The organism is Arthrobacter sp. NPDC090010 (assembly GCF_044748305.1).
Taxonomy (GTDB): Bacteria; Actinomycetota; Actinomycetes; order Actinomycetales; family Micrococcaceae; genus Arthrobacter_E.
This window is the reverse complement of sequence record NZ_JBIVFT010000014.1, coordinates 64527-79650: the sequence shown is the minus strand read 5'-3', so window position 1 is coordinate 79650 and position 15124 is coordinate 64527. Positions and strand designations below refer to the sequence as shown.

General features: G+C 61.4%; 13 protein-coding genes. 4 read left to right on the top strand and 9 right to left on the bottom strand.

Annotated features, from left to right (window positions below; translation table 11 throughout):
- A partial coding sequence (locus ACIPXZ_RS16605; RefSeq protein ID WP_400596351.1) for an SdrD B-like domain-containing protein occupies positions 1–1075 on the bottom strand: 1075 nt, incomplete at its 3' end.
- Between the two features lie 489 nt (positions 1076–1564).
- On the opposite strand from ACIPXZ_RS16605, the gene ACIPXZ_RS16600 reads away from it, so the two are divergent.
- Complete coding sequence (locus tag ACIPXZ_RS16600; protein WP_400596349.1) at positions 1565–2281, top strand: GntR family transcriptional regulator; 717 nt, start codon at positions 1565–1567, stop codon at positions 2279–2281.
- Positions 2278–3006: a GntR family transcriptional regulator gene (locus ACIPXZ_RS16595; RefSeq protein ID WP_400596347.1), complete on the top strand. Its 729-nt coding sequence runs from the start codon at positions 2278–2280 to the stop codon at positions 3004–3006. The genes ACIPXZ_RS16600 and ACIPXZ_RS16595 overlap by 4 nt, the downstream gene beginning before the upstream one ends.
- Positions 3007–3401: 395 nt before the next feature.
- On the opposite strand, the gene ACIPXZ_RS16590 is transcribed toward ACIPXZ_RS16595, so the two are convergent.
- Genes ACIPXZ_RS16590 through ACIPXZ_RS16570 form a run of 5 tightly spaced genes read right to left on the bottom strand, consistent with a single transcriptional unit; the run spans position 3402 to position 8853 of the window.
- On the bottom strand, positions 3402–4523 hold the full coding sequence (locus ACIPXZ_RS16590; protein ID WP_400596345.1) for a PotD/PotF family extracellular solute-binding protein: 1122 nt from the start codon (positions 4521–4523) through the stop codon (positions 3402–3404).
- Between the two features lies 1 nt (position 4524).
- On the bottom strand, positions 4525–5352 hold the full coding sequence (locus tag ACIPXZ_RS16585; protein ID WP_400596343.1) for an ABC transporter permease: 828 nt from the start codon (positions 5350–5352) through the stop codon (positions 4525–4527).
- On the bottom strand, positions 5349–6314 hold the full coding sequence (locus ACIPXZ_RS16580) for an ABC transporter permease (RefSeq protein WP_400596341.1): 966 nt from the start codon (positions 6312–6314) through the stop codon (positions 5349–5351). The genes ACIPXZ_RS16585 and ACIPXZ_RS16580 overlap by 4 nt, the downstream gene beginning before the upstream one ends.
- Positions 6311–7387 (bottom strand): ABC transporter ATP-binding protein, encoded by a 1077-nt coding sequence (locus tag ACIPXZ_RS16575; RefSeq protein WP_400596339.1) that lies wholly within the window; start codon positions 7385–7387, stop codon positions 6311–6313. Before ACIPXZ_RS16575 ends, ACIPXZ_RS16580 begins: the two co-directional genes overlap by 4 nt.
- Positions 7387–8853, bottom strand: a complete 1467-nt coding sequence (locus ACIPXZ_RS16570; RefSeq protein WP_400596337.1) for an amidase — start codon at positions 8851–8853, stop codon at positions 7387–7389. The genes ACIPXZ_RS16575 and ACIPXZ_RS16570 overlap by 1 nt, the downstream gene beginning before the upstream one ends.
- Before the next feature lie 160 nt (positions 8854–9013).
- Here ACIPXZ_RS16570 and ACIPXZ_RS16565 point away from each other — a divergent pair, with 160 nt between their 5' ends.
- The gene (locus ACIPXZ_RS16565) at positions 9014–10006 is read left to right on the top strand and encodes an Lrp/AsnC family transcriptional regulator (protein ID WP_400596335.1); all 993 of its coding nucleotides are present in this window, start codon (positions 9014–9016) and stop codon (positions 10004–10006) included.
- A gap of 385 nt (positions 10007–10391) precedes the next feature.
- Here the strand turns inward: ACIPXZ_RS16565 and ACIPXZ_RS16560 are convergent, their stop codons facing one another.
- Together ACIPXZ_RS16560 and ACIPXZ_RS16555 are read right to left on the bottom strand one after the other, a co-directional pair.
- Positions 10392–10697: a helix-turn-helix domain-containing protein gene (locus ACIPXZ_RS16560; protein WP_400596333.1), complete on the bottom strand. Its 306-nt coding sequence runs from the start codon at positions 10695–10697 to the stop codon at positions 10392–10394.
- Positions 10698–10924: 227 nt separating this feature from the next.
- On the bottom strand, positions 10925–11176 hold the full coding sequence (locus ACIPXZ_RS16555; RefSeq protein ID WP_400596331.1) for a DUF3073 domain-containing protein: 252 nt from the start codon (positions 11174–11176) through the stop codon (positions 10925–10927).
- Positions 11177–11480: 304 nt separating this feature from the next.
- Between ACIPXZ_RS16555 and ACIPXZ_RS16550 the strand changes: the two genes are divergently transcribed.
- Positions 11481–12407, top strand: a complete 927-nt coding sequence (locus ACIPXZ_RS16550) for a septum formation family protein (RefSeq protein WP_400596329.1) — start codon at positions 11481–11483, stop codon at positions 12405–12407.
- Between the two features lie 59 nt (positions 12408–12466).
- Here the strand turns inward: ACIPXZ_RS16550 and clpB are convergent, their stop codons facing one another.
- Positions 12467–15088 (bottom strand): ATP-dependent chaperone ClpB, encoded by a 2622-nt coding sequence (gene clpB / locus ACIPXZ_RS16545; protein ID WP_400596327.1) that lies wholly within the window; start codon positions 15086–15088, stop codon positions 12467–12469.
- Positions 15089–15124 lie beyond the last annotated feature (36 nt).

Genomic DNA, 15124 nt, shown 5'->3' with positions numbered 1-15124 from the left:
ACAACTCAACCATCACACCCTGAATACCGGCCTCACCAGCATCCTGAACACCATTGCCATTAGCGTCATTCCACACCCGATCACCAATCGCACCCATCTGCGGCAAACGCAAGGACACACGCTGAAGATCGGAGTTCTGCGAGGAATCTGGACGACCCGTCAGGCTGCGTTCACTCTGAGTCAGGTTGTTGCCGTTAACACCGTCAAAGGCCGCAGTTCCGTTGTTCACGAAGTACTCACTGCCGGTGCCGTATTCAGCCGTAGGAAACATCGAGAACGGCGATGCCATGGACGCGATGTCGAACGTCACGGTGTCAAAGGTGCCCTTGAGGATCACCGAACCGCAACCCGCAAAATCGGTCCGTGGCGTGGCACGGGTAGTTCCGCTATTGAGCTGCTGATTCTGATTGCACTGGGTGAATGTGTTCCGATTGACAACGCTCAGCACCTTGCCATCTGTCTTCATGTTCGTAGCTGCAGCGGGCAGCCCGGTGAACTGGACACCATCTGTCGCAATGCTCCAGATGGTCGAATTGAAGGAACCGCGAGATCCGCGCCCATCCGAGCCAGTAAACGAGTACCCACCCAAGCCCGAGATGTCCAGCACCATGTCAGTGACCGGCTTCGAGAAAGTCAGGGTCAATTTACCAACATCGCACTGCTCACTGAAGTTCTGGTGCTCAGTAGTCCCCAGTGCACCGCCGCAACCGTCAGAACCATTCGTATAGAGGCCAAGAGCTGGGACATCCGCCGGGGTGGGCGAGCCGATGAACATCGCGGACTGGCCACCATAGGCAGCCTGGTTCGTCCCGTTTCCGAGGATGGTGGAACCAGGACTCCGGTCCTCGTTAGGAACGAACTGAGCCGTGACATCGACAGTTCCAGTCCGGGACGGCAATGATGTAGCCGCCGAATGATGAGCGGGAGAGCTCGGAGAATACTGTGTCTGGACCGAAGAGCCGGTCAAAGTCCACGCGTCGTTGAAGACGTAACCATTCGCTCCAGCAGCAATGGCGGCCGGAGCCATGATGAGCGCGGCGCTCAGGGTGCTGCTCGTTGCGACGGCAACAGCCAAGACTGACGCGCCGACTCGACGTTTGCGTAGTGACGGCTTCCTCCATCTTTGGAGGGCATGACTTCCCATTCTGATCTCCTCTAGGTTCGGATGCGATGTGGACGCGGTTCGGGCAGACAGTGGCAGAACCACCGAAGCGATCTGGTGCACATTTGAACAGCAGTCACCAGCCTGCTGCACAAGACTAACGTCCATGCAAATGTAGGGCAATTGAACTTTCCCTTGGATTCTAGACGATTCGAACGGGAAATATGAACAAGATTCATTTTCAACCCGCCGTTCGTCATCTGGTGCGCATTGCTACCAACGAGCAACTACTCGAGAGGGAGATCAGAAGCAGCGGAGCCGCCGGTAACGGCTTGGACTCGGCTCCGGGCGATCCCGATCCCGTCCCTGAAGACTCCTCGTTCAGATCACCTGTGCTACGACCCAGGTCAGATGGGTCACACACCAGGGAAAGTCGAAGATGTCCGTGCGAAAATGAGCCACGTGGTTGACGAACACAATGGCGCAAGAGCCAAGGACATCGCCCGCGATCTTCAGCGACGCATCCGAGCTGGAGAGCTCCTTGAAGGAACCCGGTTGATCGAAATGGAACTGGCCCAGAAGTATGGTGTGAGCCGAACTCCCGTCCGGATGGCCTTCGAGCTGCTCGAACGTGGCGGTCTGGTCGATCTGCGGCGCCAACGCGGCGCAGAGGTCAAGGGAGCGACCACGGCCGCTGATCTTGCTTGCATCCGCGAAGTCAACGGGTCACTGTTCCCGATGCTCATCAGGCTTCTTCTCAACAACGCAAGCGATGAGGAGATCAATTCCTGCCTGGAGCTGGCCCGAGCAGCACGTCAGCAGATCGACAGCGGCGACTCCCTTGCAGGGTTCAATACCTTGCTGCACGCTCAACGGACGATGGTCGACGCCACACACAACCTTCCCTTTATTCAGGTAATGTGCCGCTTTGAGCCCGAGCAAAGGGCTCTTCTCGTGACTGTAACCGATCCGATTCGGGTAGCTGAGGCACTGCACTCTATTCTCACGTCAGTCGCGAAACGGGACCCCAACGCGACAGAACGCCTGATCAAGGAGTTCCAGGAAAAAGACGAGCACGACCGAGTCAGCAGCTTGCTGACTCGAGTCGACGCTGGCAGCGGAACAGAACTCCGCAAGCTTGAGTCGGCTAGCTTGGGCCATCGAGCAGGTCGTGCGTGAAGTTTCGGGAACAACCGTATTCAGAAGAGACGGAGCGAGTAGCAGCAGAACTCCGTCGCGATATCGTCTCAGGAAACAGACCGCCAGGAACGACCCTTTCCGAGCGTCAGATCGGTGACCAATATCAAGCAGGGCGGGCTGCGGTACGTCGCGCCGTTCACTGTCTTCTGGATGAAAACCTCGCCGTGCCCGGAGCGCCCCGTTCAGCTGCCCGCGTTGCCAAAGTCAGCTATCAAGACATCATCGATCTATTCATGGTCGCCCAAGAGACCGCAACGCTGAGCAGCTATCTAGCGTGCCAAAGACGGACACCCGAGGATCTTCGCCGGCTCGGCCGAATACTTGAGCGTCTTGAGACATGCATCGAGCAAGAGAAATATCCTGAGGTCCTTGGCCATGGCCTGGAATTCGGCGACGCGGTGACCGAAATGGCCTGCAACCCGGTTCTCCTCGATCTGGATAAGATGCTGCGAACCCGGCTCAGGGCCTACCTTGAAGTCCTGGCACAACCCATCACCTCTGCGGAGGCATACCGAGCCATCTATGAGGCATTCGTGGACCGGAACGCTCCCGGCGCAGCGGCCCTCGTAGGCCGTTTCTTCGATATAAGCGTCGGGTGGCTCATTGAACAGGCACAACAAGGAGATTCCCGGGTTCTTCCCATCGCCGGGGTCGCCACTTCTGCTGCACGAGACAGTGAAGACAAACCGTCCGGCAGAAGATGAAACTCCAGGCTCTCCGAGCCGTGACAACGGTTACCGCTATCGTGCAAGGTTGTGGTTCTCCTCGCCCTCGTCGCTCAGATCGCATACCCCGAGGGCTTCTACGTCTTCGCGCTGACCACACTCACCGCCGCAGCGAAGACTGCAGTTTCACGGGAAGCTGCGAACCACTATGAGGCGTCTGCCGGTGTCTTGATCCGAGCGACAACGCCGTTGAGCGCGACGAATAGGGAAGTGGCGCACTGCAGCTTTCGTGTCATTTCAGGCCGATCACCACTGGCTCCAACTGCTGCTGTCGCATGGAACGCGCATGCCGGACGGCCTCAACCCTCAACGACCCAGCAACGGTCGGCGAAGCATTCTTCCCGCATGGCGCCGCCGACCGTCACAGAGAGTTGCTAACCCTTGAACATGGTCCAAAGCTTGTCGTACTGTGCCTTGACGTCGGCAGGGCAGGGCTCCTGGATGATGCCGTTCTTGGCTTGCTCGGCGGTGGGAATGATGACCGGGGCACCACCGGCATCGAGCTTCGCCAGTTCCGTATCCAGGCCGGTGAGCGGGACAGAATACTTGATCCAGTTGGCGTTCGTGGCCGCGTTGATCGGGTTGAGCATCCAGTTCATGAAGATCTTGGCGTTGTCCGCATTCTTCGCGTTCTTCAGGATGGCAAGGTTGTCAGTACTCACCGCATATCCGTCGGAGGGCAGCACATACTTCAGGTCGTGGTTCTGCGCCTGAGCCCGCGCAAATGATCCGTTCCACATCGTGGAAAGCACTGTTTCCCCGCCGGCGAGTCGATCAATGGTTCCATCCGAGCTGATCACTTTGATGCTGGGCTTGAACTTCTGAAGCAGTTCGAGGGCCTTCTGGTAATCGGAACCAGTCGTCGTGCAGGGCTTGGACCCTGTCGCGAGCAATGCAGCATCGATCACAAACGTTTGGCTGTCGTGAAGGCCGATCTTTCCAGCTGACCCGGCAGGCACGGAGAAGTAATCCTTCCATGTGCCGACCGGCCCCTTGACCGCCTTGGGGTTGTATCCGATGCCGTTGTACACGGTGGCGTAGGGAGTAGTGTATTTCCGTCCCTTATCGAAGTAAATGTCGACGAAATCCTTCTCGATGTTCCCCCCGTTCGGCCAGGTAGTCGCATCAACTTCCAGCAACTGACCACTCGAGATCAGATCCTGAGTGACATAGTCGGAGGTGGTGACGACGTCATAGGTGGCCGTACCGGTCTTGACTTTCGCGACCATCTCCTCTGCAGACGAGAAAGTGTCGACATTGACCTTGATTCCCGTTTCCTTGGTGAACTTCGCAAGAGTGTCCGGATTGATGTAGTTGGTGAAGTTGAAGAGATTGAGCTCGCCGGATCCCTTCGTCGGAAAACTGCTACTGGAACTCACGTTCCCGCCCTGGGTATCACCGGATCCGCTGCACGCGGTGGCAGTGAGGATCACCGCCACCGTGGCGGCGGACAATAGGGCGAAGCGCATCCGCCTCCGCGGGTTGGTTCTGTACATTTCAGCTCTTCTTTCTCGTGATGAGTTGGGATAGAACGAGGACTAGGACAGAGACAGCGAGGATCATGGTCGAGAGTGCGTTGATCTCAGGGGTAAGGCCGACACGTAGTGAGCCCCAGATGTAAAGGGGTAAAGTTGTGGCTCCCGGACCAGCGGTGAAGAACGACATGATGAAGTTGTCCATTGAGACGATGAAGCTCAGCATTCCACCGGAGACGATCGCCGGTGTGAGCATCGGCAGAGTGATCCGCCGAAAGATCTGTCGTTCATTCGCGCCGAGGTCCGCTGCCGCCTCGAATTGGGTCCAATCCGCCTCAGATAGACGGGAACGGATCGTCATCAGTGCGAATGGCAGACCGACGACGGCATGACCGACGATCATGGCCGGAATGCCCAGTGGCACCTTAGCGAAGGCGAAGAGACTGAGAATTGCGATGGCGAGGACGATCTCGGGCAGGATCAGGGGAGCTGAAAGGAGACCGGCGACGACAGCGGAACTCCGGCGTCTCATGCTCACCAAACCGACCGAGACGAAGACCGCGAAGACCAAGACGAGGACAGTCGACCAGAACGCGATAAGAAGGGAATTGAGGAACGCATCGCGAATCTGCACGGAGTTGAATACCTTGGCATACCACTCGGCGCTGAATCCGCTCCAGACCATGACGATGTTGTTCGCGTTGAACGAGTATCCAATGATCACGACGAGTGGTAGGTACAGGAAGATGAGCAACCCGATGCCTATCCCGGCGAACCCTGGGAAAGCATTGAGCGCACGGACAGGGCGGCTCTCCGTCCGTTGCAGGCCGGTCGGCGCGTTCGAAGTCATAGCAAGCTCGCTTTCTCCCCTGAAGCGGACAGTCGTTTCGCAGCAAACGCGAACACCAGCAGTGCCAGCAGCGTGAGCACCAACAATGCGACTGAGATCGCGGCACCGAATGGCCAGTTCATCGACTCTTTGAACTGACGCTGAATCACAGTCCCGATAAGATCGACCTTCGCCCCGCCGAGGAGCATCGGCTGGATGAAAGCTCCCAATGCCGGGACGAACACGAGCATGCTTCCCGCCAAGATCCCCGAACGAAGGCTCGGAACGAGCACTCGACGCACCACCCGCCAGCGCGTTGCGCCCAGGTCGTATGCTGCTTCAGCGAGACGAAAGTCAAATTTCGCCGCACTGGTGTAGATCGGCAAGATCATGAACGGCACGAACACGTACACCAACCCGACGGTGGTTGCGAACTGACTGGGAAACAGAGGCAAAGGTGCGAACCCGATCGCCTTGATTCCAGCATTGACCAGCCCCTGATCATTGAGCAGAATCATCCACGCGTAGGTGCGAATCAGAGTGTTCGTCCAGAACGGAACGGTCACTGCCAGTACCAGCAGGTTTCGGACCTTCGGGGTACGCGTTGCGATCCACACCGCGGTGGGAACCGCAACGATAGCCGCAAGCACGGTGGTCAACGCGGCCATCCATACTGAACGCCACAGAATCGCTAAATACTGACCGTTGAATTGGCTGTTTCCCGTGAAGTCCTGCTCGTAGACGAGCTGCGACCAGCTGTCGGTGGTAACCGGACCAACCACCCCGACTCCGCCAGGAGATCGTGTCATGAACGAGTACCCAATGACGAGGGCCACCGGAAGAGCAACGAAGACGATGCCCAGAAGCAGTCCCGGAACCGCGAGCCACGGGGACGCGCTTCCCGGTCGACGCCAGGCTGCTCTGCGGAATCTTCCTACGGTCACGACATCGTCGGACGCCGTCCAATTGGCCGGTGCGGTCATGCTCTCACCACCCTGGCTGAACGCGGCGCGACGGCGAGTGCCGTGCGGTCTCCGATAGACGATGGGCCGGTGTAGTTCGCATCGACTCTGGCCCAGACTTCTTCCTCTGGCCCAGTACGAACACACAGCCGAAGGTCTGTCCCGACATACTGTGAGGCGATGATCTCACCGGCGAAAGTTCCACCTTCGGCGACGCGCAAGTGCTCTGGCCGAATCCCGACCGTCACCGTCCCTACGCCGGTAGGAGGTTCCAAAAACGCCTCCGCAGCAATGTGGTTTCCGCCGGCAGTCCGCACCATGCCACCATCCAAAGTGACAGTGAGGAAGTTCATCTCCCCAATGAACTCAGCAACGAACCGATTCGTTGGCTCGGAGTACAGTTCGCGGGGGGTTCCCAGTTGCACAATCGAACCCTTATTGAATACGGCAATCCGATCGCCCATGCTCATCGCTTCTTCTTGGTCGTGGGTGACGAAGACGAAAGTGATACCCGATTCGATCTGTATTCGTTTGAGTTCGGTCTGCATTCCACGACGCAGCTTCAGATCGAGCGCCGAGAGCGGTTCGTCCAGCAAAAGCACGTTCGGTCTCTTAGCAAGGGCTCTCGCCAGAGCCACCCGCTGCTGCTGACCGCCCGAGAGCTGCGAGGGCTTACGGGTGCCGAAGTCGCCCAAGCCGACGAGCTCCAACATCTCGTCGATGCGGTTCTTGACCTCTGCCGAAGATGCTTTCTTTCCTTCCATCTCCAGACCGAAGGCGATGTTCTGACGCACGGTCAGATGTGGAAACAACGCATACGCCTGGAAGACAGTGTTTACCTGACGCAGATATGGTGGCAACCTGTCGATCCGATCCTCGCCCAGCCAGATCTCCCCGCTTGTAGCTTGCTCCAGCCCAGCGATCGATCTGAGCAGCGTTGTCTTGCCGCAACCGGACGGCCCGAGCATGATGAAAAACTCACCGGGAACGATGTCAAGATCGATGCCATCGAGCGCGATGAAGTTCGCACCTTCTGGGGTGACGAACTCTTTCGTCAGCCCGCGGATGGACAGTGTCGCGTCGTTGTTTGTCATCATTGCGGAGTCTCCGTTTCTACCAGCTGTCGTTCTGGAGTTGTGGCTGTGGTCAGAACGATGGGATGCTCGCGCCAGACGGGACGAACCCGTTCGAACGCAGCGGCGAGTGCGAGGAGCCGGCTCTCCGCACCCGGCGGGGCAATCAACTGAAGTCCTACGGGGAGCCCCTCAGGGCTGAATCCGCAAGGCACACTGATCGCGGCGAAACCAGTGGGTGTGATGCGCCAGCTCGCGCGCATCCATTCGAGATAGTCGGGCTGAGGACTCCCGTTGATCTCACGTACCCAGGTATGAGTCGCGGGGAACGGCAAGACGGCGGTGACGGGTGCGGCCAACACATCGATGTTGTCAAACAACTCGAGCATGCCTTTGTAGAGGCTGGTCCGTCTCTCACGCGCGTCAAAGTAATCTTCAACGGTGAGGGTCAAACCATACTCCGTGTTGACCACGAGTTCAGGGCTGAGAGCATCCCGATGTTCGGCGAGCAGAGACCCGAAACTCCGTGCATAGTCCAGCCCTCGCAAGACCCGGAAGACCGAGTCGGCTTCCTCCAAATCCGGTTCTGCATCGAGCACGCGATGCCCCAGTTGATGCAAGACTGGTAGTCCTTGGCCATCTAGAACCTCACTCACCTGAGGCTGAATATCAAGGCCGCCAAGGGTGCGGCTCCATCCGATCCGAAGGGGGCCGGCGAAGCCCTCAGATACCGCTTCGAACCGCTCCGGGTATGCAAGTGGCGCCCGACGATCCGCGCCTGAAAGCACGGAAAGCAGCAGCCCCGTGTCCGCCACAGTACGGCCCATCGGGCCATTCGTTGAGAGTGTGTCCCATGCATCTTTCAAGGGCCAATTGGGCACCCGGCCAATCGAGGGTCTGAGTCCGACAACGTTGCAGAAGGAGGCGGGATTCCGCAAAGACCCTCCCATATCCGATCCATCAGCAACCGAAGTGAGTCCCGCCGCCAATGCGGCGGCCGCGCCTCCGCTCGAACCACCCGCGCTGCGTCTAGGGTCGTAGGGATTCGTCGTCGCACCGAAGACTCGGTTATACGTGTGGGACCCAGTGCCGAACTCCGGCGTGTTCGTCTTTCCATAGATCACAGCACCAGCAGCCCGCATTCGTTCCACCACCAGAGTGTCGCCACGGGGCACGTGATCCGCGTGCAGGAGCGAGCCATAGGTACTACGCATCCCTGCGGTGTCTTCGAGATCCTTCACCGCGACCGGCAGCCCTTCAAGCGGGCGGGCGGGCTCCCCCGCCGCACGACGTCGGTCCGACTTGGCGGCCGCGTCATCTGCGGCATCAAAATCCACCGTCACCACCGCATTGATCTCCGCGTTGACACGGTCGTAGCGTTCTCGGGTCTCATGCAGCAGTTCGCGCGCTGAGATTTCCCCACGCCGCATCGCCTCCAGCTGAGCCACCGCGCTGCGACGGCAGATATCGATGTCCACTTCAGTCACTATCTCTCCTGCGGATGAGTAGATCGGAATATTCTGCGCCAAAAAAGGTCTTATTTGACTCAAATCTTGGACCCGAGTGGCTACACTGTCAACCAGAAGATCTTCTCGTGTCCGAAAAGTTACCAGGCGGGCGTTAGGCTCTCCAGACAGGAGGCGCAGAATGACCGAACCGCTTGACCAAGCAGATCGTGAGATCTGCGCTGCACTCTTGCGCAACGGCCGCGCATCTTGGCGACTGATCTCGAAAGTCACGGGGATCCAGGAACGAACGGTCGCCAGGCGCGGTGCGCGGCTTCTCGAGCAGGGCATCGTCCGTGTCAGAGGCCTCTCTCAGCCCCACCTCGTCAATCGCGGCGAGGGCTACTTTGCTCGTATCAGATGCGCGCCTTCGAACCTACATTCCGTCGCTAAGTGGCTCTCGCACCGGAAGGAAACACTTTGGGTCGCAACACTGGAGAGCGACAGCGCTATCATCGCTGAGTGCTATCTGCGCTATGCAGACAGGAACCGCTTCATCGGACGGGAGCTCTCCGAACAACCCATCACCGACTACTCATTCAGCTACGTTGAGCAGTACCGCCGCACGGTACGTGGCTGGCATCCCAATATCCTCAATGCCGAGCAACTTGAGATGCTCGGCGAAGACGAGACCCGTGCCCTCGAGGCGGCCGCGCGGGCCCGCCAGGGCGGTGAGCTGAACCCAGACCAGATCGACACCGAAGTCGTCCGACTTCTCGGTCAAGACGGCCGTCTGAGCATCGACGCAATCGCGACTGCTGTCGGAGTGGGGAAGGTCACTGTTCGTAAACGCATCGCGCAAATGCAACAGACCGACTACCTGAGCATCCGCGCGGTGATCGACCCCGCACTCCTTGGATTCCCGCTTGAGTCACTCATCACGATCCACGCGCCATCTCCACGCATCGACGAGATCGCCAGCAGATTGTCAGCAGACTGGCGTACCCGGTGGGCCGCAGAGCTGCCCACCGAAGCACGCGTGCAAGCTCTCATGACGCTTGAGTCTCGATTTGAGCTCTTCGACGTGATGCGCGACCTCGACCAGAAGCTCGGGGGCATTGCCACCCGAATAGAAGCCAGCCCCGTCCTCACTCACTACAAGAGAAGCGACGTGGTCCTTCCCGCAGCCTTGTGAAAACTGCCGGCAAGACCTCTCTAGTGGCGCCGCAGCCCCTCGACACCGCACCCGATTCCCTGGGCCACGATCTGAAGGGTCGGCACGATACCACTCAACCACACCTCAGCCCGAGGGCCACTACTCCCACTGGCGCAAGAGCATGACCTCTGGGGTCCAGGACCGGCACCGCGATGCCCCATGCGTCGGCCAAGCCCGCCAACTGGACGTACTCGTTCCGCGCTGTGTCGGCTAGCCGCTGCGACGCAGGTCTTCGGAACCAGAGCCTCCGCTGAGATGTCCTGGAGGTAAGACCCTTGCACCTCTTCGCAACCGGCGCACCATGAGGGCCAGTCCGGCCGATGACACATGCACGGCAGTCCTTCGGCCACAGTGACCCGGCTGATCACCAATCCAGGCGGGAGAGACGTTCGACGAAGAGCGTATCCGGCCCGTCCAGAATCGCGAGATTGCCGTTCTGCCGCAGCCTCTGATGAATGTCCTCCATGAAAGGCAACGCCACGGCGCGCAGTTCCAAAGTGGGCGAATTCCTGCTGACCAGCTCCCGGAGCCCCAGGCCCAGTTTCACCGAGCCGCCCTCTTCCACATCCAGCAGTCCGTGCTCGGCGAGCTGGCGGACGAGCCGGTGAATCAAGGACAGTGGCAGGCCGGCCCTGTCGGCCAGATCGGAGAGAGGAGCGGCGGAGTCCACCCCGGAAGGGCCGCTAGCAGGGGCGTCACCCGGTTGATCACTAAATCCCCGAGGCTGAGTTCGCCGCCTCCACTGCTCGGTCCGTTCGCCGGAATGAACCCAGAGTCTATGCCCCTCCGCTGTTCGACGGACGGTCAGGCAAACCGGCTCCGGCACGACGAAGGCCCGACGGCCGGATCTCTCCGGCCGCCGGGCCTCGTCTGAAGGGAACTCACCCCGTCATCGCATCAACTGATGCGGCGGGTGTCAGTCTCGTCTTCCTCGTCGTCATCCTGTTCGGCGTATTTGTCCTCATACTCCGAATAGTCGGGTTCAAAAGGATCCGCCTCCAGGGACGATGCGGCACCGCGACGGCCGCTCATCTGTGAATTGGATGCCCCGAGTTCTCGTTGCAGCGCAGAATAGTCAGTGTTCGGGGAGTAGTACTTGATGTCCCGAGCCTGCTTGGTTGCCTTAGCCTTTTGACGGCCGCGCCCCATGGCGTGACCCCCTCTGTACGTCGATCCGGAGGTGGTCGCCCTGGCAGGTAGCGAGGCCCCGGAATGTTTGGTCAATGTGTCGTACCTCTAGATTACATGGTTTCCCCATAAACACGTGCGGCCGGACCCTTTGCCGACCGCGCCGGACGCCCCCTCGGTAATGCCGAGCCAGGTTGCCTTGGGTAAAGTCGGAAGTGACGAAGAACCGCATCACCTCGTGTTTCCGCGGCGGCAGACGCTGCCGACGGCGGGTTGAGTGCGTTCAGGGGACAGGGATCAGGGAAGACTGGGCGGGAGTTTGGCTATGAGCGAACCGACACAAGGGCACGACGACGCCCAGGACAACGGGAGCCCCGCACCCGATCCCGCACACCGCCCCCCGCTGCCGCAACACGATCCCTTCGCTCCACCGGCCGCTCAGCAGGACGAGCCCGAGCAGCCCCAGCAGGCCGCACCCGGGAGCTCCCCCTGGACTCCCCCGGCGACGACTCCCCCGCAGGTTCAGCAGCAGGGCTCTCAGCAGCCTGTGCCCCCGCAAGCAGGGCAACAGCAGCCCGGCCCTTACAGCTACCCGCAGGGGCAACCGCAAGCAAGCCCACAGCAGCCCTACGGTCAGCCGTACGGCAACGGCCCGTACCAAGCGCCGCAGAACGGCTACCCCGTCGCCTACCCCCAGCAGCAACAGCCCAAGCCGGGCAACAAGGGTCTGGTCATCGGTGGTGCGATCGTCGGCGGGATCGTCGTGGTCCTGCTGGTGATCTGGCTGGTGAACCTCGTGGTCGGCGGCATGACGCCCAAGGCGTCCCCCGACGAGCCGAGCGGAGCCTCCCAGAGCAGCCAGGCGTCGTCGTCCGCGAAGTCGACGGACGCGCCGTCCGGCTCCCAGACCATCAGCGCCCTGGACGCCAAGAAGGGCCAGTGCTTCTGGAACTACCCGGATGACAGCAATTCGGAACTGGTGGTGGTGGACTGCGGCGCGGCGCACTCCGGTCAGCTGGTGAACGTCTACTACTACCCCGATACGGCGGCCTTCCCGGGCGTGGATCAGTTCAAGACCAAGGGCCGCGAGCTCTGCCGCACCGCGAGCCTGACGGACGAGGCCGACTCCCTGGAACTGCGTCAGCGCTTCGCCTACCCCAGCCAGGACAGCTGGAAGGCCGGGGATCGGCGCGTGGACTGCATCGTGTTCACCGAGGACGGGAACACCCTCACCAAGAGCCTGGCCAAGTAGGACCGGACAGAAGAAGGGCCGCACCCGATGACGGGTGCGGCCCTTCTTCGTCTCAGACGCTACTTACGGGTCACGCTCAGCTCGCCCAGGTCCTCGCTGGTGTCGACGAGGACGGTGTCGCCGTCCACGATCTCACCGCTCAGGATGGCGCGTGCCAGCCGGTCCCCGATCTCCTTCTGCACCAGACGGCGCAAGGGACGGGCGCCGAACGCCGGGTCGTAGCCGGTCATGGCCAGCCAGGCGCCGGCACCGTCACTGACCTCCAGCGTGAGCCGGCGGTCACGGAGTCGCTTGGCCAGATCCTTGACCTGTATGTCCACGATCTCATTGAGCTGCTCCACGGACAGCGGCTCGAACATGATGACCTCGTCCAGCCGGTTCAAGAACTCCGGCTTGAACGCGGCACGCACCACATCCATGACCGCGGCGTTCTTCGTCTGGGCGTCCAGGCTCTGGTCCACCAGGAACTGACTGCCCAGATTGGAGGTCAGCACCAGGATGACGTTGCGGAAATCCACGGTACGGCCCTGGCCATCGGTGAGACGGCCGTCATCGAGCACCTGGAGCAGGATGTCGAAGACCTCCGGATGGGCCTTCTCCACCTCGTCGAGCAGGACGACGGAGTACGGACGACGGCGGACCGCCTCGGTGAGCTGACCACCCTCCTCATATCCGACGTACCCGGGAGGTGCACCGACCAGGCGAGCCACGGCGTGCTTCTCCGAGTACTCGCTCATGTCGATGCGGACCATGGCCCGCTCGTCATCGAAGAGGAAATCGGCCAGGGACTTCGCCAGTTCGGTCTTGCCGACACCGGTGGGGCCGAGGAAGAGGAAGGAACCGGTGGGGCGATCAGGGTCGCTGATCCCGGCCCGGGCACGGCGCACCGCATCCGAAACGGCGGCCACGGCCTTCTTCTGCCCGATCAGGCGCTCACCGAGGAAGTCCTCCATGTGCAGGAGCTTCTGGCTCTCGCCCTGGAGCATGCGGCCGGCCGGGATGCCGGTCCACGCCTCGATGACCTCGGCGATGTCCTCCGCAGTGACCTCGTCCGCCACCATGGGGGCGGGCTTCTCACCCTGCTGCGCTCCACTGTTCTGCGCTCCACTGTTCTGGGCTTCGGCGGCCGCTGCGGCACTGAGCTCGCTCTCCAGGGTGGGGATCTCGCCGTAAAGGATGCGGGAGGCCTCGGCGAGGTCCCCGTCGCGCTGAGCCTTCTCCGCCAGGGAGCGCAGTTCGTCCACCTTGGCCTTGAGTTCACCGACCCGGTTGAGACCCGCCTTCTCCGCCTCCCAGCGGGCGTTGAGCCCGGCCAGCTCCTCCTTGCGGTCCGCCATGTCCGCACGCAATGCGGCCAGGCGCTCCACGGAGGCAGGGTCCGTCTCATCCGCCAGGGCCAGTTCCTCCATCGTGAGCCGGTCCACGGCACGGCGCAGCTGGTCGATCTCCTCCGGGGCGGAGTCGATCTCCATGCGCAGCCGGCTCGCGGCCTCGTCCACCAGGTCGATGGCCTTGTCCGGGAGCTGGCGGCCCGTGATGTACCGGTTGGACAGATTCGCGGCGGCCACCAGGGCGGAGTCCGCGATGGCCACCTTGTGGTGCGCCTCGTACCGCTCCTTCAGGCCGCGGAGGATGCCGATGGTGTCATCCACGCTCGGCTCCCCGACGTAGACCTGCTGGAAGCGGCGTTCCAGAGCCGGGTCCTTCTCGATGTTCTCCCGGTACTCGTCCAGGGTGGTGGCGCCGATCAAGCGCAGCTCACCACGGGCCAGCATGGGCTTGAGCATATTGCCCGCGTCCATGGCGCTCTCGCCGGTGGCCCCGGCGCCCACCACGGTGTGGATCTCGTCGATGAAGGTCACGATCTGCCCGTCGGAGTTCTTGATCTCCTCCAGGACCGCCTTGAGCCGTTCCTCGAATTCGCCGCGGTACTTGGCACCGGCCACCATGGACCCAAGATCCAGGGACACGAGGGTCTTGCCGCGCAGGCTCTCCGGGACGTCGCCGGCCACCATGCGCTGAGCCAGTCCTTCGACGACCGCGGTCTTGCCGACGCCGGGCTCACCGATGAGGACAGGATTGTTCTTGGTGCGGCGCGAGAGCACCTGGATGACCCTGCGGATCTCGGCGTCACGACCGATCACAGGGTCCAGCTTGCCCGAGCGGGCCACGGCCGTGAGGTCGGTGCCGAACTTCTCCAGGGCCTGGAAGGTGTTCTCGGGATCCGGGCTGTTGACCTTCCGATCGCCTCGGACACCGGGCAGCGCGGCACTGAGCGCCTCATGACTCGCGCCGGCATCCCGCAGGAGGCGCGCGACGCCGTCGTTCCCGGAGGAGAGTCCAAGCAGCAGATGTTCCGTGGAGACGTAGCTGTCCCCGAGGCGCTCGGCCTCATTCTGGGCGGCCTGGACGGCCTGCAGTCCCTGACGGGACAGTTGCGCCTGCGCCACGGTGCTTCCGGAGGTGGAGGGCAACGCCTTGATGGCCGCGCTCGCCTGGACACTGACGGCGTCCGGGTCGACCCCGGCGGCCTTCAGCAGGGCGACCGCGACCCCCTCCCGCTGGTCCATGAGGGCCTTGAGGAGATGGGCGGGCTCCACCTGCGGATTTCCCGCAGTGGAGGCGTTCATGGCCGCTGCGGACAGGGCCTCCTGGCTCTTGGTGGTGAATTTGATGTCCAAAAACGGCTCCTTCCAGCTCACTTGCGGACCACGACA